Here is a 22639-nt window from a genome sequence, read left to right on the forward strand (position 1 = left end):
TATATTTCAGTTATACTTATAGTCATTTATTAATGTCCAATAACAAATTAGCTATTTTTTTAATCATCACCTCTGTTTTTTTTGGAACTGTAATGCTTTCTTTTTTAAAGATAGCTCAAGAAGATGTTAATGTTTATGTGGCTGGTTTTTTTAGATTTTTTTTAGGATTAGTAATTATTTTACCCTACATAATTAAGAATAAAGATGCTGTACTTAAAACAACTCATCTTAAACAACATTTTTTAAGAGCAATACTTGGTTTACCTGCAATGCTTATATATTTTTCAGCTTTGGTGCTGCTTCCTATTGAAAAACTTACAGCAATATCTTTTGTAGTTCCTTTAATAGTAACAATACTTGCAGTTTTTTTTTTAGGAGAGAAGATTTATATATATCGAACTTTAGCGTTAATACTTGGTTTCAGCGGAATGTTAGTAATTATTAGACCTGGTTTTGTAGATATATCTATTGGAGTTTATATGGTTTTATTTTCAGCATTACTTTGGTCAATTAATATAATTATAACTAAAAAAATTTCCAAAGATGATAGTGCAATTACTATTCTAGCTTATCAATCTATTTTTATGAGTCTTCTCAGCTTCATTATTGTTTTATTTTTTTGGGAAATGCCAAGCTTAAAAACATTCATCTACTTAATCTTAGCTGCCATGTGTGGAACTGTTTTACATTTAACGCTCAACCATGCATTTAAATTGGTTGATGTAAGCATGACTCAACCTTACTCATTTTTAAATTTAGTTTTTGCTTCTATTATTGGATATTTGGTATTTGATGAAATGCCAGATCTTTATACTTGGATTGGTGCTCTTATAATATTTACCGGTGTTCTTATAATTTCTTACAGAGAAATGAAACTAGACAAAGATATAATTAGAAAAAGAATTGATATTAAATCTTAATTTTTTTTAGTAATTGTTTTGTAAATTTGCCATCCAACAATAAGAATAGTTGTTGCTAATATGCACGTTGTAAGAGTTCTATCCCATAAAAAAGTCCAAGAACCATCACTTAATAATAAAGACCTTCTTAAGTTTTCTTCCATCAATCCTCCTAGAACAAATGCAAGAATGAGTGGTGGCATTGGAAAATCATATAAGCGCATAAAAGTTGCAACTACAGCAATTCCAATCATTAAATAAATATCAAAATTGTTAAATGACATTACATAAATTCCTGTAATTGAGAAAAATAAAATAAGTGGAATTAAATAGTTTTTTGGTACAGCTAAAATTCTAGCTATGTAAGGAATTAAAGGTAAATTTAGAATAAGTAATACTACCATTCCAATATACATAGACATAATAACTGACCAAAATATTTCAGGGTTAGTCATATAAAGTCTTGGACCTGGTTGAATACCAAAACCTAAAAGAGCACCCAACATTACAGCAGTAGTTCCACTTCCTGGAATACCTAGAGTTAATAAAGGAACAAACGCACCAGAACAAGCTGCGTTATTTGCGGTCTCAGGTGCAGCCAATCCGTGAACACTACCTTTGCCAAATTGTTCTTTCTCTTTATCATTAACTAAATTTCTCTCCATTCCATAAGCTAAAAATGATGCAATCGTTGCTCCTGCACCAGGTAAAACTCCTATTATAAAACCAATAATTGATGTTCGAGGAATAGTTTTTAACATCTTTGCTCTTTCTTCTTTATCAATTTTAATTGAGCCAAGTTCAGTTAAGGATACTTGTTTAGCAGCAGCTGTTGGATCATTACGTTTTAAGATAATAGTTAACGCTTCACTCATTGCAAAAGTTGCCATTACAACAAGAACAAAACTTATTCCATCAGTTAAGTTCATATTATTAAATGTAAATCTTGTAATATCTGACAAGCTATCTTGGCCAACGGATGCTAACATTAAACCAAGCACAACCATCATCATTGCTTTAATAAATTGTCCTTTAGATGAAAAGGCAGCAATTGCAGTTAAACCTAAAATCATTAGTGCAAAATAATCTGGAGATCTAAACGATAAACTTACTTTTGATAAACTCGGTGCTAAAAATAATAAATAAATTGCAGCAAGTGTTCCACCTGCAAAAGAACTCCAAGCAGCAATAGCTAAAGCTTTGCCAGCTTTACCTTGTTGTGCCATTGGGTAACCATCAAATGATGTTGCAACAGTTCCAGGAACACCAGGTGCATTCAATAATATAGAAGAAGTAGATCCACCAAATACAGCACCATAATAAACACCAGCCATTAAAATTAATCCAGTTGCTGGATCAAAACCATATGTAATTGGTATCATTAACGCAATTGCTGTCATTGGTCCAAGACCTGGAAGCATTCCAATGATTGTTCCAAAAAAACAACCAATCATCACCATAAAGATATTTTGAAAAGTAAGAGCTGTTGTTAGGCCAATTAAAATTCCTTCAATCATCCCATCACTCCAATTAATTTTAAAAATGGGTCTCTAAGATAAATATCAAGAACGCCGTGTAATAAGTACATAAATGCTGCAACAAATGGAAAAGATAGCATAAACATTAATATCCATCTTCTCTCACCTAGAAAATAATATGACCCCATCAAAAAGAAAGAGGTTGTTAAAAAATAACCAACTTTTAGGATGGTTGCTCCATATATAATTGCAATTAAAACTAAAATTCCTGTTTTTTTATATTCTAGAGTTTTATGCTCTACTTTAATTGTGTTTGGATCTGGTAAAATTAATTTTAATCCTGAAAAAAATAAACCAGCATAACCTAAATAAATTGGAAATGTTCTGGCATTAAAAGGTGCATTTTCATCAAATGCAAAAACTTGAATTTGGTAAGCAGTATATAAATAAAATACTGAAAAAATAAAAAAGAGCAGTGATATAATTTTTGTAGTATTTATATTCACTGCTCTAATTTTTAAATAATCCTAAGGATTATATAACTCCTAATTTCTTCATAAGAGCTGTCATTTCTTCTGTTTGTTTTTCTAAGAAAGAAACAAACTTGTCACCTGGATTGTAAATATTAACCCAAGCATTTCTTGCTCTTACATTTTCCCATTCAGAAGTTTTCTGTACATCGCCTAGCATTTTAGCAATTGCATTTTTATCTGCACTGCTCATACCTGGAGGACCAAAAAATCCTCTCCAGTTAACGAATTGTACATCGTATCCTTGTTCTTTTAGAGTTGGTGCATCTGGAGCATCAGAAACTCTTGATGGAGCAGTAATACCAATAATTGTTACTTGGTCTCTTGCACCCATAAGCTCACCTAAACCTGTAGAGATAATTTGTGTTTCTCCAGATAAAAGTCCAGCTAACGCTTTTCCACCAGCATCATAAGGAATGTAAGCTACATCATTTGGATTAGCACCAGCAGCTTGGAAAGCCAAAGCACCAATTAAATGGTCCATGCTTCCTCTTACTGATCCACCTGCCATTTTGATTGAGCTTGGATTCTTCTTATATGCATCAACTACATCTTTAAAGTTTTTGTAAGGTGAGTTTTTTGCAACAGCAATCGCACCATAATCACCGATTACACCAGCGATTGGCACAACATCTTTATAAGATAAAGTACCACTTCCACTCACGTAACCTTTGTGTCTAGTGATTGATCTTAAAACTAATGGTGTTGATTGAACTAAAACTGTATTTGCAGGTTTAGTATTAATCATGAAAGCTAATGCTTTTCCACCACCACCACCTGACATATTTTCAAATGATGCACTTTTTAACATACCAGCTTTTGTCAAAGCTTCTCCAGTACCTCTAGCAGTTCCATCCCAACCACCACCAGCACCACCACCAATTACGAAGTGAATTTTATCAATCGCGATTGAACTAGTTGTAGTTGCTGAGAATAATAGGATTGCTGAGAATAATACTGAAACTATTTTTTTAATGTTTGTCATTATTTTCCCTCTATTAGTTTTTTTGATACTTAATAAATATTTCAAACTAATGTCTAATAATAATGTTAGTATTGTTCTATTCTGTAGAACATGTTATTCTATTCAATAGAATAATTATGAAATCTAATAAAAATATTATTGGTGTTGATGCAGTAAACAAAGCTTTAGAAATTTTAAACTGTTTCACAGAAAAAAATGAGTCTCTATCTATAACTAAAATTGCGAACATAACTGGAGATCATAAAAGTAGAATTTCAAGAATATCAAAGTCGCTTGAAAATTTTGGATATATTAGAAAAATAAGAAATGGAGAATTTAAAATCGGTCACTCTATTTCAAGATTATATGAAATTTACGATAGTAGTTTTAATTTCAAAAATTCAATTAAATCTGAGTTAGATCTTATTTCTGCCAAAACAAATGAAACAGCCAGTTTTTTTGTAAAACAGAAAGAATCAAGAATATGTATTCAAACTAGTGAGCCAAATAAAATAATTAAACATTCAATTCAAATTGGAACAAAGAAACCTCTGAATAAAGGTTCAAGTGGACATATCTTGTCATCTTATAATGATTTGCAAATAGAAAATAAAGAAACAATTTTAAAGCAAGGATACTCTATGTCATTTGGGGAAAGAGATAGAGAAATAGCCTCTATATCAGTTCCAATATTTAGAACAAAGAAACAATTTTTAGGAGCTTTAACAATAACTGGGCATATCTCTAATTTTAATAAAAAAAACTGTTTAAATTTTTTAAATATTTTAAGATCTTCGAAAATTAAGATCGAAAAAAAATTAGATAAAATCCAGTAATGTTAAATCAAATCAATCAAATTTTCACAATAAAATTTATTTCTGTTTTAATAATTTCTTTTCCAAGTGCGATTATTGCTGATTATTTTAATATTCCTCTAGCTTGGTTTTTAGGCCCAATGATTGTCACATCAATTGCTGCATTATCAGGTTTAAAAATCATCATGCCCAAAATTGTATTAAGCTTTATTTTGATAATCTTAGGTTTGCATATTGGAAATTACATAGATCAAAATTTATTTAATCAAATAAGTAATTGGATTTGGACTTCACTAATCATGCTAATCTATATAATAATTTGTATTTTAATTGTTGCTAAATACTTACAAAAATTTGCAGGTTACGGTGAAAAGGCTTCGATATTTTCAGCAGCTCCTGGAGCGTTAGGTCCTTTAATGATTTTAGCTGAAAATGAAAAAACAGATTTATCTCAAGTTGCAACTTCACACTTAATAAGATTGATAATCATAATAACTGTAATTCCATTTATTATAGTAAATAATACTGGTAACGATGTTTTGTTAAATAATGACTTCAATTATTTAGGTCAAAATCACTTAAATTTAATTTTACTTATTTTTGCATCGTTATTTTTTATTTTTGTTTTTGATAAAATTAGAGTTCCAGCAGCTTTACTCTCAGGTACATTATTTGCTAGTGGTTTGTTACAAATTACAGATATAGCATCATATAAATTACCAGATGAAACTGTAAATTTTTGTCTACTAATTCTTGGTTCTTCAGTTGGGTGTAGATTTGCAGAAAAAACTGTTAAAGAGATAGCTAACAATTCACTTCATAGTATTGTTGCTACAACTATATTGGTTTTGCTAGGTTTGCTTGCTGCATATGTTGCAACATTTTTTGTTGATACAAATATTTTAACCTTAATATTATCTTTCAGTCCTGGTGGAATTTATGAAGTTGCAGTTATAGCAATTGCTTTTGATCTAGATCCAGACTTTGTCGCTTTTCATCATATAATAAGATTACTCTTTATACTTTTCACTGTTCCCATATTTTTAAGAGTATTAGAAAAAATTAAGAAATAATTTCAGACAATCTTTCAAAAACTTTTTCTGGTGATAACTTCGATAACTCTGGAGCTTGTATTGCTTTAAAGTTTTCTCTTTCAATACTTACTTTAAAAGGAGTTGTGTGAGAACCAAATAATGCAATTCCTTTTGACCTTAAATGAGCTGTCATGTGAGCAGGTCCAGTATCATTTGCAACAACAAATGAACTATCTTTAATCAATGCAGCTAATTGAGAAATATCTAGAGCTTTACCATTGTCTAAAACACAAAGAGCATTAATGGTTGATGCATCTTTAATTTCATCTGGCCCAGGTGCAATAACTACTTTAAATTTGTTTTCTAATTTTTCATTAATCATAGAAATTAAATCATTATAATAAGGCCATTTCTTAGAAGTTAAATGAGGTGAGCAAAAAGGAAAAAGTACAATATATTTTTCTAATTGATGGTAATTTTTTATTTGAGTTATATCTGATGGGCTCCACGAAAAATCAGGACTTAAGGTATGATGAGTTGTTATTCCAGAGCTTTTTAATTGATGATCAAATCTTGATAAAACTGAGTCTTTATCAAAATCTTCTTTTGTAGTCCCTTCGGGTAATGTCGTTTCAGTAGAAGACCAAATATCCTTTGATGCATTTGGAAACAATATTCTTTTATAAAAAGCTGTTCTGCTAGAATTTTGTAAGTCATAAACTTTTGAAAAATTGTATTTTTTAATATTTCTCATTAATGAGTATAAATAGATCAGGTTTAGTCTTGATAGCCTCTTATCTAAAATAACATTTGAAATATGTGGATTTTTTTTGAACAAATCAAAGTATGGTTTTGTAGTTAATAAATGAATTTGATCATCTTTATGATTTTCAGAAATATCTTGAATTGCCCCACATGCTTGAGCTATATCTCCTAAAGATCCATGTTTAATGATTAAAATATTAGACATATTTATAACAACTTAACATAGTATATTTTTTAATGAATAAAATTCTAGTCGAAGTATCCGTTGGTGAATTATTGGACAAAATTTCTATCCTAGAAATTAAACAAGAAAAAATCAAAGATTCGGAAAAACTAAAATTTATTAATGAGGAGCACTCAATCCTTAAAAATCAATTAAATAACAATGTTAAATCTGATCAAAAGTTAAATGAACTTTTTGAGTCTTTAAAACAAATTAATGCAAAATTATGGGTAATTGAAGATGATAAAAGACAATGTGAAAAAGAAAAAGATTTTACAGAGACTTTTATTAAACTTTCAAGAGATGTTCATTTCTTAAATGACGACAGGGCTAAAATTAAGTTAGAAATTAACAATCATACAGGTTCAAAGATTAAAGAAATTAAAGAATATACTAGTTATTAAGACTGTTAATGAATAACTATGTTTTATTTTTAATCACACTTTTTTGTTGGTCCCCCACTTGGTATTTGATTAAATTTCAATTAGGTTATGTAGATCCATTAGTATCTGTTTTTTATAGATTCTTAATTGCAGCAATCATTTTTTTTATTTACCTATTAATCAAAAAACAGAATTTAAAATTTTCTATTAATAATCACATTTGGTTTTTATTTTTTGGAACTTGTCTTTATTCAATTAACTATGTTTTCTTTTACCTATCTAACACTTATTTAATAAGTGCATTTCCAGCAATTGTTTTTTCTACTGTTGTTATAATGAATATTTTAGGTGAAACTTTTTACTTCAAGAGAAAACCATCTTTAAAAACATTAATAGGTGCATTAATTGGAATGATTGGGATTGTGATCATTTTTAATGATGAGATTTTTAATTTTAGCTTTGAAAAAGGTACTCACATTGGATTATTTTTGGCATTAATTGGAACATTTTGTGCCTCAACAGGAAACATGGTTCATCAAAGAAATTTGAATAATAACTTTCCTCCACTACAAACAATTGCCTATGCTATGTTATATGGTTCTATTGTTACCTTATTAATTACACAGGTGCGTGGTACTGAATTATTATTTGAATACAGCTTTAGCTATATAACATCTCTATTATATTTATCTATTTTTGGATCAATCTTTGCTTTTGTTTCATATTTAAAATTACTTGAAAAAGTTGGTCCAGGACGTGCTGGTTATGTTGGTGTTGTTATGCCTGTTCTTGCTTTAATAATATCTACAATTTTTGAGAAATTAGAGTGGCAAATAGATCTTATTGTTGGTCTTCCTATTTTAATTGTTGGTGCAGTTCTAGTTATCAATCAAAAAATAAAAGCTAATTAGTTATTAAAAACTTTTGGAAACCAATCCTCTCTCATTACATCTCCAGTTTCTAAATTAATTCCATAAAATGGTGGAGAAGTTGGACCTCCTCTATCAATATATTTAACATCATCACCTATAAATCTCATTGAAAATGCCCTCCTAGATTTTGAAGTATTATTCCCAGTTGAGCCATGCACAATTTTAAAATTAAATAATACAGCATCACCTAAATTAAGTTCTGGGATTAAAATATTTTTTTCAAATTCTTCTAATGGAGGTAAATCCATAAAAGAACTATCATCTTGATACCAAGATTGATTATTAGACCATTTTGTAGGTCTAATTAATTTTTGCCATTTATGAGAGCCCAAAATTAATTTAAGATTATTTTTATTATCCACTTCATCTAATGGTATCCAAAAACTTCCTGTATCATTACCATCAACACAGTAATAAGGCATATCTTGGTGCCAAGGTGTTTCTTTAAATGTGCTTGGTTCCTTTATGAAAATATGTTCATGAAAAATTTGAGATGATTTAGAATTAGTTGCTTCAGCAACAATTTGAGCTCCATGTGAATTAAAAATACAATCTTTAAACTCCTCTATTCTTTCCCAATTACAATAATCTTCAAAAAATCTACCATTGTTATCATTTACATTCTCTCGTCCATGTTTACTGGGGTTATCTAAAACTTTTTGAAAACCTTTTCTTAATGGCTCTATCCATTTTTTAAAAATATCTTTAACAATTATTACTCCATCTGTTTGATAATCTTTAATTTGCTTTTCAGATAGAAACATTTTTATTGTTGAAAACTATATTTTTTCTCTAAGTATTTAATGACATTATGAATGATAAAAGTCATGAATAAATAAATTCCACCCGCAACAATAAATACCTCTATTGGTTTAAAAGTTGTTGAAATAATATATTTCGCAACACCTGTTAAGTCCATTAAGGTAACAGTACTTGCTAAGGAAGTCCCTTTCATCATCAGTATTATTTCATTTCCATATGCTGGTAATGATTGTCTAATCGCTATTGGAATTTGAATTTTGTAAAAAATTATTTTGCTCGATATTCCTAAACTTTTACCGGCTTCAATAATGCCTGGTTTGATTGTCTGAAATGCAGATCTTAGTATCTCAGATGTATAAGCACCAGTATTTAAAGTAAAAGCTATAATTGCACACCAGTAAGGTTCTTTTAAAATAACCCACAAAAATGTTGATCTTAAATATTCAATCTGTCCTAAGCCAAAATAAATTATGAAAATTTGAACCAATAAAGGCGTTCCTCTAAAAACATAAGAGTATCCATAAGCAAATTTATTAATAAATATATTTTTATTTAATCTTAAAATTGCAAACAATAATCCAAGAAATAATCCAAAGAATAAAGAAACAGATAAAAGTTTTAAAGTAACAATCGTTGCACCTAATAATTTGGGAAAGCTGGTAAACATTAATTCAAAATCCATTAATACCCCCTGCTATATCTAGCTTCTAATCTATTGATTAGTTTCATGCTTAAATAAGTAAGCAATAAATATAAAACTGCAGCAAATGAATAAAAGAATAATGGATCTCTAGTAGAGCCTGCTGCAATATAAGATTGTCTCATAATCTCAACTAAACCTGTAACTGAAATAAGAGATGTATCTTTTAGAGTAATCTGCCAAACGTTACTTAAGTTTGGAATAGCAAGTCTTAACATTTGAGGCAATATTATTTTATAAAACTGTACAAATTTACTTACTCCTAAAACTTTAGCAGCTTCAAACTGACCTTTATCTATTGATTGAATTGCACCTCGGAACACTTCGGTTGAATAAGCGCCTGAAATTATTCCAATCGCCATCGAGCCTGTAATAAAAGCATTAATCTCTATATATTCAAAATAACCAAAGATAGATGCAACATACATTATTGCACCACTTCCGCCAAAAAAGAAAAGATAGATTACTAACAAGTTCAGGAACACCACGAATAACAGTTGTGTAAAAATTTCCAATTAAATTTAAAGATTTATACTTAGATAATTTTAAAGGAGTGAATATAAGTGCAAAGAAAAATCCAATAAACATTGCTGTAACAGAGACAGCTATGGTCATTAGGGTTGCATAAAATAATTCATCACCCCAACCTGTTTTACCAAATGCGAGAAGTTCCATATAGATTGGCGACTATATATTATAGTCGCCAAATCTGAAATTAATTACATAGAAGCGTCGAAACCAAAGTGCTTAATAGCAAGTTTGCTAATAATTCCTTGTTTTCTAGCTTTATCAATTGCTTTGTTGAAGTCTTTTAGAAGTTTAGCGTCTCTTTTACCGATCGCATCATCTCCACCTTGTCTAATACCAACACCAACACCATTACCAAATGCACCACCTGAAAAAGTTGGTCCAACTAACGTAACTGGTTTACCTGATTTGTCAGCATAATCTGTAAATGCAACAGCTGCTGCTAATGCAACATCACATCTTCCAGAAGTAAGATCTAAGTTAACTTCATCTTGAGTTTTGTAAGTTCTAACATTTACACTTCCAACATCACCAGACTCTAAAAAGTTTTGGTGAATAGTTCCTGTTTGAGTACAAACAGTTTTACCAGCAAGTGCACCTGTTATAGTTTTAAGTGCTTTTTTAACAGAAGATCCACCTAAAGTTAAGTTAACACCTTCTGGAGTATCCATGCCTTCTAAGCTTGAACCTTTCATTACTGCAAGTGATGCTACTTCATCCGCATAACCTTGTGAAAAAGTAATTGTTTTTTGTCTTTCAGCAGTAATTGACATTCCAGCCATAATCGCATCAAACTTTCTCATTAACAAAGCTGGAATCATTCCATCCCAATCTTGCTCAACAATAGTACACTCATGTTTCATGATTGCACAAAGTTCTTGTGCTAACTCAACCTCAAAACCAATAAGATTGCCTGAAGCATCTTTAGAGTTCCATGGAGGATAAGCGCCTTCAGTTCCAATTTTTATTTTGTCAGCGTAAACATTCCCAATGACTAATAAAGAAGCTAGAACTGTTAAAATAGTTTTTTTGAATATATTCATTATTTTCTCCTTTAAATTTGAGCAATTATTTCACAGATTTAATAATTTAAAAAGAAAAATTAATGATTGATTGACGATGAAAAATTCCAAGAGCAATCAAAACTAGGGATATAAACTCTAGATAATTTAGTATTTCCAAAATGATGATTAAATACATTTAGCCAACTATCTACTTGTTTTGGTTTCTTATCTTGGCTTCCAACTTGAGCAGTAATTACGCCCTTAGGCTTTAAAATCCTAATCATAGAATCCATATTTTTAGCAGCAAGATCTATACAAAACTGATCGTCATTAAGATCAACAAAAATATGATCATATGTATCATCTTCTACTGACTTGATACTTTCAAAAGCATCACCCCAAACACATTTTACAGAATTTTTCTCAGTTGCTTTTTTTCCAATATCCCCTAAATGTTTATTGCATACATCGACAACTTCCGGATCTAGTTCAAACCAGTCTACAAAATTGAAATCTTTCGAAATACATTCTCTTGCAACACCACCATCTCCACCACCAATAATTGCAGCTCTTTCATTATTTTGATTTAAATTAAGACCAGCACCAACAAATGTAGAGCTATATAAATGCTCGTCTGTAGCAGCAACTTGTATTTCTCCATCAATAAATAAAGATTTGCCAAATTGTTCTAACTCTAAAATCTCAATATGTTGTCCAACTTTAGATTTAAAATCTTCAAGAACATCATTTACTACATAAGATTTTTGCAAACCTGGTGAACTATAAATGTCATGATAAAGAGATTTTGTGTCTCTGTTAAATTCTTTTTTAACTATTCTTTTATGTGCAAATGCTTTCTTTATAATATCAATTGCAATTGATGGATTTACTTTTCCACATGTAAAAAAATCAAAACTAATTATCCCTTTTTCAGGAAATGTATGAAAACTAATGTGACTTTCAGCTAATAAAGCTAAAATAGTAAAACCTTGTGGTTCAAACTTATATTTTGAAATATTTAAAATTGTAACTTCTGCAGCTTTCGCAATATCATGTATTACTTTTTCATAAACAGAAGGATCGTATTCCTTGGTAGTTCCAATAATATCTAAGGTAATGTGCTCACCAACTTTAGTCATAAGTATTTTAGTTTTAAAAAAAAGTCTTGATATAGATATTAGCACTATTTTCAATGAAAATATATAATCGCTAAACTAGAAATCACTCATCTTAATATGAAATAATTTAGCTCCCTTTTTGCAATTTTCTGTCCAATCTAGGGGAGCATTATCATCAGCATTATCTGATATGAATTTAAAACATTTAAACTCTACACTCTCAAGTTTACATACTTTCGCTAAAGCATAAGCTTCCATATCAACAAGATCTACGTTCATCTCAATTTGTTTATTTACAAAACTATCTCCACTGCCACAGGAAAGTCCTTCATCAGAATTAATTATTTCATTAATATTATCAAATGGAGTTTCACCTAATTTAAGATCTAGCAAACCTCTGACATCCATATCTCTTTGGTAAAATTTTGTGCATTCAATAATCCCAGATAATCCTTTTTTCACAGCTCCTGCTGTACCATAATTAATTACTTCTGATGGTTTATATTTATGAATTAATTTAGTTAAATTATAGGTAGCGTTAATTTTACCCACACCAACATGATAAAAATAATTAAGTCCTACAGTTTCTTCTTTCAAAGCTGCAACAAATAATTTATTCATAAAAAATGGACTTAAAAAAATATATTAGATCAATACCAGATTATCCCAAAAAAGGAATTCTTTTTAGGGATATTACGACTCTAATTAAAAATGAAAATGCTTTTGCGGAAACTATTAATCAAATAGTTGAAAGATCAAAAAAATATAATTTTACAAAAATTGCAGCAATAGAATCACGTGGTTTTGTATTCGCATCAGCAGTTTCTTATATTTTAAAGAAACCGTTTATAATGCTTAGAAAAAAAAATAAATTACCCGCAGATGTTCATTCAATCGATTTTGAACTTGAATACGGAACGGCTACAATTGAGGTTCATAAAGACTCTTTAGATGAAAATGATAATGTTTTAATTATTGATGACCTGATTGCAACTGGAGGTACAGCAGAAGCTGCTGCAAAACTTGTTGAAATGTCAAAAAGTAAAGTTGCAGCTTTCGTATTTGTAATTAACTTATTTGACTTAGGTGGATCTGATAATTTGGTAAAGAAAAACTACCAAGTTGAAAATTTAATAGAGTTTCCAGGACATTAATTGATAGCTAAAAATGTTGAACCTTAAATAAGGCTTAATTTTTGGTAGCGGGAAGTGGGATCGAACCACTGACCTCAGGCTTATGAGTCTATCGCCATGAACCCTTGTCACCTACTCTAAAACAATTACTCCTGTAAATGCTCTCTATCCTTTCTAGTGACATTGAATCAAATTAAAGAATCTTAGTCAAGAACCAATGTCATTGACGCATTAGAGACGCAATAGTGGTACCAGTCCGATTTCAAAAATAAAAAGTTTAAGTAACCCTATCCCACCTAAAATTCAAAAAATGTTACTTCTACTCTAGCCTGTAATACTGTGTTTGTTTCATTCATAGACCTAAAAAATTTTGCAAAATTTCTAAACCTTTTGATATGAAGATTTGTTAATTAACCAGGATTCAAGAAGCCTGAGGCGTGGCTATGAATGTTTTATAATTCTTTTCCAGCTTTAAGTTCACGCCACTTAATAATAGCATTAGCCCCTAAGTAAGAAATAGGTTTAGGAGGCAATTTTTTTGGTGCATCGTAGGATTTCATATCATTAACGATAGCTGAATCTGTGTTCGTTGCTAAATCTACCGCACCAATTCCTGCTAAAGTGCCTTTTGCAGTACCAATACCATTTTGACAACAAGCTGAAAAAATATTTTTATCTACTTCACCAAAAGCTGGCACTGAATTTAATGACAAACATAACCTTCCAGCCCATCTATATTCCATTTCAACATCTGACAACATTGGAAATCTATCATTAAAACTTTTATCTTGATCATTGCCAAATTTACTTACTCTTTGCTCTGAAACTTCCATCGATGGATCAAAGGTCCAACGATTACGTATTGCAATTCTATCCCCATTAATCCCAGTAATTTTTCTAACCGTTGATCCCATTGGATTTGAAGGAGTAACACCCCATTTTTTTTCACCTCCAAGTTTTGTTAGTTGATCTTTAGTTAGTTTTTTAGTTATAGATGCGTAGGTAAACACATGCATTAATCGTTTTTCAAAAAAACCAAACGATTCAGCATGACCGTTTACAGCCATAATAATTTTTTTTGTAATAACTGAACCTGTTGGGGTTTTTATTTCCCAATTATCATTATTTTTTTTAATCTCTATTGCTGGGCTATGCTCATAGATTGAAAATTTATTTCCATTAGATTGTGAAATACCATTAGCCAATTTACTTATATAAAGAGCCGGTTGAAGCATAAGACAGCCTGGTAAAAAAAGCCCACTTTTATAAAAAGTTGAACCAGTAATTTTCTCCATCTCAAAAGATGATAAGTTTTTATATTGTTCACCAAGTTGATCTAAATGCTGAGCATATTCTTTGTTATGCTTTTCACCATTAATATTTACAGCACCATTAATACGTCCACTAGGTTCTACCGCTTCAGTAGGCATTGAATATTCTTCAGCAGCATCTTTAGCAAATTGTAGTGCCTGTCTATTTAATTTAATATGTTTTTGATCAACTTCTATTTTATCTTGGTAAGAACCTGAGCCAAGTTCATGAGGTAGATCAATCATAAAACCTGAATTTCTACCTGCAGGTCCAGCTGCAATTTCTGAGGCTTCTATTAATGCGATCTTATCTGTGTTTGTAATTTGACATAATCTCCTTGCAGCAGATAATCCTGCAAAGCCACCACCAACTATAAGCCAATCAGTTATAATCTTATTTTCTAATTTTGGATATCTGGGTTGATCTGGAATAATACTTCGCCAAGCTGGAGGTCCTGGATCCCGAGGCAATCTTTTTGCAACTCGAGTATTAGACATTATCCAATTTCCTTAATGGTATTATTCATAGTGTTAATGATATTTTCAAATTCTTTTTTTTCAATTTCATTTAATTGCTGTAATGGCAGACGAGGTATGCCTGCGTTAATTCCTTTTATTGTAACCCCATATTTTATTGATTGAACAAATTTACCCCCCTGCTCTAAATTTTTCATCAATGGCAACATAGCATCCCAAATCTTTTTGCCTTTAGCAAAGTCATTTTCAACAGCACATGCTTTCCATAAAGCAATGTGAGCAGTAGCTGAAAAGTTACTACCAGCACAAACCCAGCTTTTAACACCCGCTTGAAAGTATTCGTAAGCTTGGTCATCCATTCCACAACATAATGCTATGTTTGGGTATTTCTTAATTAGATAACCAATTCTATCCATTTCACCTGAGCTTTCTTTTATTCCAGAAAAATTTTTTGATTGACTAACAAGGTTTAAAAATTCTTCATCCATATTTACTGAAGTACGACCTGGATAATTATAAAGCAAAACAGGAAGGTTTACTGATTGCTCAATTGCAATTGCATTAATCGCATTCTCTTTACTGGTTGGTACAGCGTAAGGTGGTGATGATATCATTATGGCATCTGCACCATTAGATTTTGCTGATTGTGCAATTAAAATCGAGTCTTCTGTTCTAATTACTCCACCCGTACCAGCAATAAAGGTTACCCTCTTATCTATAATTTCTGAACTCAGTTTTAATAAATAAAGTCTTTCCTCTAAGGTTTGGGCGTAGTTTTCTCCAGTAGATCCAGCCACAACAATTCCATGAACACCTTCTTCAATAATTTTATTGATAACTTCAGCGTAAGCTTTTTCATTGATTGAATAGTCGTCATTAAATGGTGTAATTAAAGCTGTATAGATACCGTTCAGTTTCATTTAAATTCAATCTCCTTAAATAGTTAATTACTAACCACTATAATTAATAGGTGTATATTCAAACCCTATCAAACCTCTAATCAAGTGTCTAGGTGATGGAATGGTAGTTACTTAATAAAATAGATGATGGTTAGAATTATAAGGATAATGATAATCCAAATATAAGCTAAATCAATTCAACAATAAACAAGAGAATGTGATACATAATGCCTAAACCATTAACTAAAAAGAATAAACTTTGAAACTTTTATCTGAACTAAAACTTGGTAACTTAACATTAAAAAATAGAATTATTATGGCTCCGTTAACTAGAATGCGAGCTGGACAACCTGGAAATATTCCACAAGAATTAAACGCAACGTATTACGCACAACGGGCAACAGCTGGTTTAATTTTATCAGAAGCAACTCAAATTTCACAACAAGGTCAGGGTTACCCTGCAACACCTGGTATTCATAGTAAAGAACAAATTGCTGGATGGCAAAATGTTACTAAAGTAGTTCATAATAAAGGTGGAAAAATTTTCTTACAACTTTGGCATGTAGGAAGAATTTCTCATACTTCATATCAAGTAGATGGAAAATTACCCGTTGCCCCTTCTGCAATACCTGCAAAAAATAGTGAAACCTATACTGCTGATTGGCAGCCTACTGAAATTTTAACTCCAAGAGCATTGGAGATTTCAGAGGTAAAAGACATTGTTAATGATTTCAAGCAAGCTGCTCTAAATGCTAAAGAAGCAAACTTTGACGGTGTTGAGATTCATATGGCTAATGGATATTTATTAGACCAATTTTTACAAGATGGCAGTAATCAAAGAACAGATGAATATGGTGGAAGTGTTGCTAATAGAATGAAGTTTCCTCTCGAAGTGTTGGACGCAGTGATTGGTGTTTGGGGTAAAGATCAAGTAGGTGTTCGTCTATCCCCTTATGGAACTTTTAATGGTGTAAGCGACAGTGATCCTATGAATTTATTTGGTCAAGTAATTGAAGAATTTAATAAAAGAGGCATCGTCTATATTAACATGATCGAACCAAGAGCAACTACTGCTGGTGGTGATGATAATGTAAATGATAAAGCAGTTTGTACTTCTGATTTATTCAGAGCTAAATTTAATGGAATGTTTATTTCATCAGGAGGCTATAAACCTGAAACTGCTGAGGTTGCTTTAAATGATAATAAAGCAGACGCCATTATGTTTGGTAGATGGTTTATTGCAAACCCTGATCTTCCAGAAAGAATTGCTAAAAAGGCAGAGCTCAATAAATACGATAGAGCTACTTTCTATGGTGGTGATGAAAAAGGTTATACTGACTACCCTTTTCTATCTTAGATATTTTTAAATTTCTCCAATCATTTAAACTCAGAACCACGATCCCTAAAAGTTTTTTCATTAATAAGTAAACTCATACGGTATTTCAATGCTACCTATAAAATTTAAATCTTTATCTGCAACTATCATGCCTCCTTGGTCTATTTTATAAGATGGAAAAATTGTTCTCATTAGAGTTCCGTGAGTAACTAAAATTAAATTATTAACTCCTTTATGTTTAGAGGATAATTTAATAATTTTTTTTTTAAATTTTTTTTTATTACCCGTTAATCCTTTATCTATCTTAAATTTCCATCCAGCATACTTGGCTGTTTCCCAACATCTGCAAACAGGGCTGGATAAAACTTTTTCAATTTTAATATCATTAGTAGAAAAAAATTCTCCCATCCTTGCCGATTGCTCTTTACCTTCTTGCAGAAGATTTCTTTGCGTAGAACAATCTTTTTGGTTGTACTCATTACCTTTTTTATCTATGTTTCCTTCAATTCCAGGGGCAAATGCGTGTCTAATTAAAACAATTTTACCACCTTCTTTTAAAGCCTTAAGTGCTTTATCTGGATTAGTTTCTATTGAAAAAGCAAATCCACTAAAAAATAAACTTATTGTGATAATGTATGAAATGATACTCTTAGTACGTGAATTCATAAGAGATTTCTATACTACCTATAAAATTTAAATCTTTATCTGCAACTACTATTTCTCCTGAGTCCACTTTAAACCATGGATAAAATTTTTTTATTAAATTCATATGAGTTATTAATAATAAATTTCCATCACCTTTGTATTTTGTGGCAAGTTTTTCTACTTTTGCTTTATTTTTTATATTTGATGTTAATCTTTTGTCTATTTTATATTTCCATCCAGCATACTTGGCTGTTTCCCAACATCTGCAAACAGGGCTGGATAAAACTTTTTCAATTTTAATATCATTAGTAGAAAAAAATTCTCCCATCCTTGCCGATTGCTCTTTACCTTCTTGCAGTAGATTTCTTTGCGTAGAGCAGTCTTTAATATTTCCACCTTCTTCTTTTTTTAAATCTTTGTTTCCTGGAATACCTGGGGCAAATGCGTGTCTAATTAAAACAATTTTACCACCTTCTTTTAAAGCCTTAAGTGCTTTATCTGGATTTGTTTCAACAGAATAGCCTAACCCACCCCATAAGAAAGTAAGAATTATGATCCCTAATATTTTTTTCATAATCTAAGACTACCAAATCCTAAACATGATGTATTTTTGCTAATGCTTAGAATAGAATTCAATTAATTCATCCAAGCTTGCAAAATCCATGCACTAGAACCAAGTTCTAAACCAATATCCCTCACATAGTCTAATTGACTAAAATTCAATACTAACCATGTGTCTATTTACTTAGTTTGCTAATTTCTTAGACAAATGAGTAGCTTTAATATGAGTATAACGTTTTAAAATACTCAAGTTTTTCCAACCACCTTGAGCTGATATTTCTGCAATACTCCAACCATTCATTGCACATCTGCTAGCAAAAGTATGACGTGTTGTATGAAATGATTTTTTAACACCTGTCCAACGTTGCAACTGTGAATAAAAATGTTGGAAGTTATCGTTAGAGGGACAATTGATAACTCTACCATCAATATTAATTGGGAGCTTTCTCATCTCACTAATTACTCTAGGAGATAATCCTATAGATCTTGATGAACCATTTTTAGTTTCAAGCAATGTTGCAGTTGCATTAACAAAGTTAACATTTTCTCTTCTAAGTTTAATAATCTCCCCTCTCCTCATTCCACAATCAACCCCAAGCATAATTGCTAACTTTAACCAATTAGCTTTTGATCTTTCAGCCTTTGTTAATAAAAGTTTTTCTTCTTCTGGTTCAATTATATCTGCTTTGAACTCAGGTTCTTTTAATCTCTTTATAAAGTCACAAGGATTACTTGGAAGATAAATTCCAAGCATCGTTCTAGCATGTTTAATTGCAACAGATATGAGCGTTATATATTTGTTTGTGGTGCTTGGATTATAAATCAACAAACACTGATCTTGGAACTTTCTAATCTGCATTGGTGTTAACTTTGCAAGTTTTAGTTTAGCTATAGGTTGCCTGCATAGCTTATCTATTTTATATTTTTCTTGTGAATGACCTAACTTTGTAACCGTTACATCTCTATAATAAGTTTGCATCAGTTCACTTAAAGTTATTGTGTTTGCTTGAGATAGATCTTCATACAAACCTTTTTCAATTTGAGTTTCAGTTTCCCTTGCCCACTTATGAGCATCCTCTTTTTGAATAAATGTTTTTGAAATTGTTTTGTTATTATATCTTCTAACTCTAACTTCCCATTTGCCCATTCTTCTTCTAAACGTTGCCATTTAATTACCTCATTGGAGCATGAGTGGAGCAATTGATATTTGAAAATGTTCAACCTTAAATAAGGCTTGATTTTTGGTAGCGGGAAGTGGGATCGAACCACTGACCTCAGGCTTATGAGTCCTGCGCTCTAACCAACTGAGCTACCCCGCCAAATAATTCAATAAGGTTTATAATAGAATTCTTTTATGTTTCAATAAACAATTTTAAATTTAGTAATTTAAAAAATTGAAAGCCAGTTAAACTGAGGAAAAAATACCTGCAAAACCAACTACTAGAAATAACAAAAATAAATAGGTTATCTTTTTTTTAAACTCATTTTTTTTTGTATGTCTAACTCTGTTTAACAGAATATTTATATCAGTAGTTTTAACTTTATCGGATCTAATACTTTTATGTTCAATCTTTGAGACATCTAATAAGTTGATTTGTCTACTAGTTTTTTTCATAACATGAATAATTAACTACCTATAATGGACAAAGTCAAAATTTCAATTAAATATCTTTAAAATTACTCTGTTTTAAGAGGTTTTAGGAGAATTTGAGCTTTATATTTTTTTTTTTCGATCTCTATATAAAGATCTCTACTAAATAATTCTTCATTAGTAAGTTTTGAATTTATGTAACCAAATGATAAGTTTTTATCATAGTTAAATGAATAATTCCCTGATGTAGTTTTTCCAATAATTTCATTTTCTAAATATATTGGCTCTTCATGCAATAGTAGTGGTTGTCCAGGTGTACTATCTTTTAAAATTAACATCACAAATCTTCTATCTAATTTTTGGTTTTTAATTTCTAATAATTTTTCTTTTCCGATAAAATTAAATGATTTCTTGTAACTAATTGCAAAATTTAGTCCCGCTTGATATTGATTTTCTTCAGGAGAAATATCATGTCCCCAGTGTAAAAAACCACTTTCCATTCTCATTGTATCCATAGTATGAGCACCACAATGAATAAGACCAAAATTTTTTCCAGTTTCTACAACTAAATCGTATATTGCTTTTCCATTGTCTTTATTTATATAAAGTTCATAACCAAGCTCACCCACATAAGATAATCTTTGCGTCCAAACCTTCAAAGATCCAATATCTATATTTTTTGAAGTACCAAATTTAAAACTTTCATTAGATAAATTTTCATTAGTAATTTTTGATAATAACTCTCTACTTTTGGGTCCAAAAATTCCTAGACAAATTAAATCGTCTGTTACATCTTCAAACTCAACATCTTTAGATAAATTTTTTAATATATGTGCTTTATCATGAGTTCTAACGGCTGCTGAACTTATTATTCTAAAATGATTTTTATTAATACATACAACGGTTAAATCTGTTTCAATACCACCACCTTCATTAAGCATATGCGTATAGGTACATTTTCCAATATCATCTTTGATATTTGCGGTACACAGTCTTTGGAGTTCTTCATAAGCACCCTCACCCTTAATTTCATATTTTGAAAAAGGAGAAAGCTCAAAAAGACTAACATTTTTAATTGTATTTTTGCTTTCATGTTCAACTGATGGATACCAGTTTTGATAATTAAAACTATAATCGTATTCAGGTTTAATACCATCTAATGCATACCACATAGGTCTTTCATATTCTCCTGATTGACCAAAACATGCACCAGCTTTTTTTAAATCTTCGTGGTAAGGAAGTAATTTTTGATTTCTTGATGTTTTATGTTGTTTATATGGCCAATGCATTCCATATAAATCTCCTAATGTTTCAGTTACTCTATTCATTATAAATTTTTTTGATGAGTGAAATTTTTGAAATCTTTTTATATCTAATGAATATAAATCCTCATTCATATAACCATTAATCATCCACTCTGCTGTTACTCTACCCGCACCTCCAGAGCTTGCAATTCCAATACTATTAAATCCGCAACAAGTGTATAAATTACTAACCTCGGCAGTTTCTCCTAATAGATACTGGGTATCAGGTGTAAAAGACTCAGGTCCTGAAAAAAATTTTCTTATTCCAGCATTTTCTAATATTGGAAGTCTCTTAAATGATTTTTCCAAATAAGGTTCGAAATGATCAAAATCATCTGGGAACTCTCCAAAAGAAAAATCATTGGGCACTATTCCTTTTTCTTTAAATGCATTTTTTGCACCTGGTTCAAAAATACCAACTAGCATTTTACCAGCATCCTCTTTTAAATATAAACAATCATTATAATCTCTAAGAACAGGTAAATTTTTTGGAAGATCTTTCATCGGTTCAGTTATTATGTAAAAATGTTCATTTGGATATAATGGTACACTTACCCCTATATCTTCTCCAATTTGCCTAGACCACATTCCAGTTGCTAGGACCACATATTCACAATCAATCACGCCTTTTGACGTTTCTACTCCTGATATTTTGTTATTTTTTACTAATATTTTAGTAACAGGAGTTTTTTCGAATATTTGAGCTCCTTCCATTCTAGCTGCTTTTGCCAAAACATTTGTAACCCCTACTGGATCTGCCTGACCATCTTCAGGCATATAAACACCGCCTAAAATATTATCATCATTGATCACCGGATATAATTTTTTAATTTGTTGCTTATCTAAAACTTCAACATTTACTCCAAAAAGCTGAGCGGAAGTTGCTTGTCTTAATAATTCTTGAAGTCTTTCTTTTGAACTGGCTACAGTAATAGCTCCATTTTGCTTAAGTCCAGTTGATAACTCAGTTTTTTTTTCAAGTTCCTTGTATAAATTAAGTGAATACTTTCTAAGTTTTGTAATGGTAGCAGTTGCACCAAGCTGTCCTACTAAACCTGCTGCATGCCATGTGGTTCCTGAAGTTAACTGATCTCTTTCAAGTAAAACAGTATCCTTCCATCCAAATTTTGCTAAATGGTAAGCTACTGAGCAACCTGCTACACCTCCACCAATCACAACAACTTTAGTGTTGTTTGGTAAAGCTTTTTTCATTTAATTAGATTTTGATTGCCTCTTCAGGTGCAACAT

The 22639-nt window shown here is 30.7% G+C and carries 25 protein-coding genes and 1 tRNA gene; 7 read left to right on the forward strand and 19 right to left on the reverse strand.

Features of this window, described 5'->3' with window-relative positions:
• Nucleotides 1-32: 32 nt before the first annotated feature.
• Nucleotides 33-920 carry a DMT family transporter gene (locus Q0X98_RS05800; RefSeq protein ID WP_297682016.1) on the forward strand — a complete coding sequence of 296 codons (888 nt, stop codon included), beginning with the start codon at nt 33-35 and terminating at the stop codon, nt 918-920.
• On the opposite strand, the gene Q0X98_RS05805 is transcribed toward Q0X98_RS05800, so the two are convergent.
• Genes Q0X98_RS05805 through Q0X98_RS05815 form a run of 3 tightly spaced genes read right to left on the reverse strand, consistent with a single transcriptional unit; the run spans nt 917 to nt 3892 of the window.
• Nucleotides 917-2416 (reverse strand): tripartite tricarboxylate transporter permease, encoded by a 1500-nt coding sequence (locus Q0X98_RS05805; protein ID WP_297682017.1) that lies wholly within the window; start codon nt 2414-2416, stop codon nt 917-919. The genes Q0X98_RS05800 and Q0X98_RS05805 overlap by 4 nt on opposite strands.
• Entirely contained in the window at nt 2413-2883 is a 471-nt protein-coding gene (locus Q0X98_RS05810; RefSeq protein ID WP_297682018.1) for a tripartite tricarboxylate transporter TctB family protein, read from the reverse strand. The genes Q0X98_RS05805 and Q0X98_RS05810 overlap by 4 nt, the downstream gene beginning before the upstream one ends.
• 28 nt (nt 2884-2911) lie before the next feature.
• Nucleotides 2912-3892 (reverse strand): tripartite tricarboxylate transporter substrate-binding protein, encoded by a 981-nt coding sequence (locus Q0X98_RS05815; protein ID WP_297682019.1) that lies wholly within the window; start codon nt 3890-3892, stop codon nt 2912-2914.
• A gap of 116 nt (nt 3893-4008) precedes the next feature.
• Between Q0X98_RS05815 and Q0X98_RS05820 the strand changes: the two genes are divergently transcribed.
• Nucleotides 4009-4707: an IclR family transcriptional regulator C-terminal domain-containing protein gene (locus tag Q0X98_RS05820; RefSeq protein WP_297682020.1), complete on the forward strand. Its 699-nt coding sequence runs from the start codon at nt 4009-4011 to the stop codon at nt 4705-4707.
• On the forward strand, nt 4707-5759 hold the full coding sequence (locus Q0X98_RS05825; protein ID WP_297682021.1) for an AbrB family transcriptional regulator: 1053 nt from the start codon (nt 4707-4709) through the stop codon (nt 5757-5759). Before Q0X98_RS05820 ends, Q0X98_RS05825 begins: the two co-directional genes overlap by 1 nt.
• Here the strand turns inward: Q0X98_RS05825 and Q0X98_RS05830 are convergent.
• The gene (locus tag Q0X98_RS05830) at nt 5749-6690 is read right to left on the reverse strand and encodes a glycosyltransferase family 9 protein (RefSeq protein ID WP_297682022.1); all 942 of its coding nucleotides are present in this window, start codon (nt 6688-6690) and stop codon (nt 5749-5751) included. The two genes, Q0X98_RS05825 and Q0X98_RS05830, sit on opposite strands and share 11 nt — an antisense overlap.
• 32 nt (nt 6691-6722) lie before the next feature.
• On the opposite strand from Q0X98_RS05830, the gene Q0X98_RS05835 reads away from it, so the two are divergent.
• Together Q0X98_RS05835 and Q0X98_RS05840 are read left to right on the forward strand one after the other, a co-directional pair.
• The gene (locus Q0X98_RS05835) at nt 6723-7112 is read left to right on the forward strand and encodes a DUF6165 family protein (protein ID WP_297682023.1); all 390 of its coding nucleotides are present in this window, start codon (nt 6723-6725) and stop codon (nt 7110-7112) included.
• 8 nt (nt 7113-7120) lie between these two features.
• Nucleotides 7121-8002, forward strand: coding sequence for a DMT family transporter (locus Q0X98_RS05840; protein ID WP_297682024.1), 882 nt, complete (start codon nt 7121-7123; stop codon nt 8000-8002).
• On the opposite strand, the gene Q0X98_RS05845 is transcribed toward Q0X98_RS05840, so the two are convergent.
• The 7 genes from Q0X98_RS05845 to Q0X98_RS05875 form a co-directional block, all read right to left on the reverse strand.
• Nucleotides 7999-8787, reverse strand: a complete 789-nt coding sequence (locus tag Q0X98_RS05845; protein WP_297682025.1) for a phytanoyl-CoA dioxygenase family protein — start codon at nt 8785-8787, stop codon at nt 7999-8001. The two genes, Q0X98_RS05840 and Q0X98_RS05845, sit on opposite strands and share 4 nt — an antisense overlap.
• A gap of 2 nt (nt 8788-8789) precedes the next feature.
• On the reverse strand, nt 8790-9467 hold the full coding sequence (locus tag Q0X98_RS05850) for an ABC transporter permease subunit (RefSeq protein ID WP_297682026.1): 678 nt from the start codon (nt 9465-9467) through the stop codon (nt 8790-8792).
• A complete protein-coding gene (locus Q0X98_RS05855) occupies nt 9467-9973 on the reverse strand; it encodes an ABC transporter permease subunit (protein WP_320415279.1) in 507 nt (168 codons plus the stop codon). Before Q0X98_RS05855 ends, Q0X98_RS05850 begins: the two co-directional genes overlap by 1 nt.
• Nucleotides 9882-10160 carry a hypothetical protein gene (locus Q0X98_RS05860; RefSeq protein ID WP_297682028.1) on the reverse strand — a complete coding sequence of 93 codons (279 nt, stop codon included), beginning with the start codon at nt 10158-10160 and terminating at the stop codon, nt 9882-9884. The genes Q0X98_RS05855 and Q0X98_RS05860 overlap by 92 nt, the downstream gene beginning before the upstream one ends.
• A gap of 44 nt (nt 10161-10204) precedes the next feature.
• On the reverse strand, nt 10205-11056 hold the full coding sequence (locus Q0X98_RS05865) for a transporter substrate-binding domain-containing protein (RefSeq protein WP_297682029.1): 852 nt from the start codon (nt 11054-11056) through the stop codon (nt 10205-10207).
• Between the two features lie 59 nt (nt 11057-11115).
• Nucleotides 11116-12156 carry an adenosylmethionine decarboxylase gene (gene speD, locus Q0X98_RS05870; protein ID WP_297682030.1) on the reverse strand — a complete coding sequence of 347 codons (1041 nt, stop codon included), beginning with the start codon at nt 12154-12156 and terminating at the stop codon, nt 11116-11118.
• A gap of 75 nt (nt 12157-12231) precedes the next feature.
• Nucleotides 12232-12756 carry a 5'-methylthioadenosine nucleosidase gene (locus Q0X98_RS05875; protein WP_297682031.1) on the reverse strand — a complete coding sequence of 175 codons (525 nt, stop codon included), beginning with the start codon at nt 12754-12756 and terminating at the stop codon, nt 12232-12234.
• A gap of 5 nt (nt 12757-12761) precedes the next feature.
• Between Q0X98_RS05875 and Q0X98_RS05880 the strand changes: the two genes are divergently transcribed.
• Nucleotides 12762-13289, forward strand: coding sequence for an adenine phosphoribosyltransferase (locus Q0X98_RS05880; protein ID WP_297682032.1), 528 nt, complete (start codon nt 12762-12764; stop codon nt 13287-13289).
• A gap of 431 nt (nt 13290-13720) precedes the next feature.
• On the opposite strand, the gene Q0X98_RS05885 is transcribed toward Q0X98_RS05880, so the two are convergent.
• Nucleotides 13721-15076 (reverse strand): FAD-binding oxidoreductase, encoded by a 1356-nt coding sequence (locus Q0X98_RS05885; RefSeq protein ID WP_297682033.1) that lies wholly within the window; start codon nt 15074-15076, stop codon nt 13721-13723.
• On the reverse strand, nt 15076-15975 hold the full coding sequence (locus tag Q0X98_RS05890) for a dihydrodipicolinate synthase family protein (RefSeq protein WP_297682034.1): 900 nt from the start codon (nt 15973-15975) through the stop codon (nt 15076-15078). Before Q0X98_RS05890 ends, Q0X98_RS05885 begins: the two co-directional genes overlap by 1 nt.
• Nucleotides 15976-16213: 238 nt before the next feature.
• Between Q0X98_RS05890 and Q0X98_RS05895 the strand changes: the two genes are divergently transcribed.
• A complete protein-coding gene (locus tag Q0X98_RS05895; protein WP_297682035.1) occupies nt 16214-17311 on the forward strand; it encodes an alkene reductase in 1098 nt (365 codons plus the stop codon).
• 60 nt (nt 17312-17371) lie between these two features.
• On the opposite strand, the gene Q0X98_RS05900 is transcribed toward Q0X98_RS05895, so the two are convergent.
• The 6 genes from Q0X98_RS05900 to Q0X98_RS05925 all read right to left on the reverse strand — a co-directional run bounded on the left by Q0X98_RS05900 (nt 17372) and on the right by Q0X98_RS05925 (nt 22603).
• Nucleotides 17372-17956 carry a histidine phosphatase family protein gene (locus Q0X98_RS05900; protein WP_297682036.1) on the reverse strand — a complete coding sequence of 195 codons (585 nt, stop codon included), beginning with the start codon at nt 17954-17956 and terminating at the stop codon, nt 17372-17374.
• Nucleotides 17940-18509, reverse strand: coding sequence for a histidine phosphatase family protein (locus Q0X98_RS05905; RefSeq protein ID WP_297682037.1), 570 nt, complete (start codon nt 18507-18509; stop codon nt 17940-17942). The genes Q0X98_RS05900 and Q0X98_RS05905 overlap by 17 nt, the downstream gene beginning before the upstream one ends.
• A gap of 171 nt (nt 18510-18680) precedes the next feature.
• The gene (locus tag Q0X98_RS05910) at nt 18681-19664 is read right to left on the reverse strand and encodes a site-specific integrase (protein ID WP_297682038.1); all 984 of its coding nucleotides are present in this window, start codon (nt 19662-19664) and stop codon (nt 18681-18683) included.
• A gap of 74 nt (nt 19665-19738) precedes the next feature.
• Nucleotides 19739-19815 (reverse strand) — tRNA-Met (locus Q0X98_RS05915).
• Nucleotides 19816-19901: 86 nt separating this feature from the next.
• The gene (locus Q0X98_RS05920) at nt 19902-20111 is read right to left on the reverse strand and encodes a hypothetical protein (protein WP_297682039.1); all 210 of its coding nucleotides are present in this window, start codon (nt 20109-20111) and stop codon (nt 19902-19904) included.
• A 62-nt stretch (nt 20112-20173) separates the two neighbouring features.
• Nucleotides 20174-22603 carry an FAD-dependent oxidoreductase gene (locus tag Q0X98_RS05925; protein ID WP_297682040.1) on the reverse strand — a complete coding sequence of 810 codons (2430 nt, stop codon included), beginning with the start codon at nt 22601-22603 and terminating at the stop codon, nt 20174-20176.
• Nucleotides 22604-22639 lie beyond the last annotated feature (36 nt).

Source organism: uncultured Candidatus Pelagibacter sp. (assembly GCF_943788075.1).
Lineage (GTDB): Bacteria > Pseudomonadota > Alphaproteobacteria > Pelagibacterales > Pelagibacteraceae > Pelagibacter.

Coding starts and splice junctions, on each gene's coding strand:
- Q0X98_RS05800 (WP_297682016.1), top strand. CDS start 33: ATGTCCAATAACAAATTAGCTATTTTTTTAATCATCACCTCTGTTTTT.
- Q0X98_RS05805 (WP_297682017.1), bottom strand. CDS start 2,416: ATGATTGAAGGAATTTTAATTGGCCTAACAACAGCTCTTACTTTTCAA.
- Q0X98_RS05815 (WP_297682019.1), bottom strand. CDS start 3,892: ATGACAAACATTAAAAAAATAGTTTCAGTATTATTCTCAGCAATCCTA.
- Q0X98_RS05820 (WP_297682020.1), top strand. CDS start 4,009: ATGAAATCTAATAAAAATATTATTGGTGTTGATGCAGTAAACAAAGCT.
- Q0X98_RS05825 (WP_297682021.1), top strand. CDS start 4,707: ATGTTAAATCAAATCAATCAAATTTTCACAATAAAATTTATTTCTGTT.
- Q0X98_RS05830 (WP_297682022.1), bottom strand. CDS start 6,690: ATGTCTAATATTTTAATCATTAAACATGGATCTTTAGGAGATATAGCT.
- Q0X98_RS05835 (WP_297682023.1), top strand. CDS start 6,723: ATGAATAAAATTCTAGTCGAAGTATCCGTTGGTGAATTATTGGACAAA.
- Q0X98_RS05840 (WP_297682024.1), top strand. CDS start 7,121: ATGAATAACTATGTTTTATTTTTAATCACACTTTTTTGTTGGTCCCCC.
- Q0X98_RS05845 (WP_297682025.1), bottom strand. CDS start 8,787: ATGTTTCTATCTGAAAAGCAAATTAAAGATTATCAAACAGATGGAGTA.
- Q0X98_RS05850 (WP_297682026.1), bottom strand. CDS start 9,467: ATGGATTTTGAATTAATGTTTACCAGCTTTCCCAAATTATTAGGTGCA.
- Q0X98_RS05860 (WP_297682028.1), bottom strand. CDS start 10,160: ATGGAACTTCTCGCATTTGGTAAAACAGGTTGGGGTGATGAATTATTT.
- Q0X98_RS05865 (WP_297682029.1), bottom strand. CDS start 11,056: ATGAATATATTCAAAAAAACTATTTTAACAGTTCTAGCTTCTTTATTA.
- speD (WP_297682030.1), bottom strand. CDS start 12,156: ATGACTAAAGTTGGTGAGCACATTACCTTAGATATTATTGGAACTACC.
- Q0X98_RS05875 (WP_297682031.1), bottom strand. CDS start 12,756: ATGAATAAATTATTTGTTGCAGCTTTGAAAGAAGAAACTGTAGGACTT.
- Q0X98_RS05880 (WP_297682032.1), top strand. CDS start 12,762: ATGGACTTAAAAAAATATATTAGATCAATACCAGATTATCCCAAAAAA.
- Q0X98_RS05885 (WP_297682033.1), bottom strand. CDS start 15,076: ATGTCTAATACTCGAGTTGCAAAAAGATTGCCTCGGGATCCAGGACCT.
- Q0X98_RS05890 (WP_297682034.1), bottom strand. CDS start 15,975: ATGAAACTGAACGGTATCTATACAGCTTTAATTACACCATTTAATGAC.
- Q0X98_RS05900 (WP_297682036.1), bottom strand. CDS start 17,956: ATGAATTCACGTACTAAGAGTATCATTTCATACATTATCACAATAAGT.
- Q0X98_RS05905 (WP_297682037.1), bottom strand. CDS start 18,509: ATGAAAAAAATATTAGGGATCATAATTCTTACTTTCTTATGGGGTGGG.
- Q0X98_RS05910 (WP_297682038.1), bottom strand. CDS start 19,664: ATGGCAACGTTTAGAAGAAGAATGGGCAAATGGGAAGTTAGAGTTAGA.
- Q0X98_RS05920 (WP_297682039.1), bottom strand. CDS start 20,111: ATGAAAAAAACTAGTAGACAAATCAACTTATTAGATGTCTCAAAGATT.
- Q0X98_RS05925 (WP_297682040.1), bottom strand. CDS start 22,603: ATGAAAAAAGCTTTACCAAACAACACTAAAGTTGTTGTGATTGGTGGA.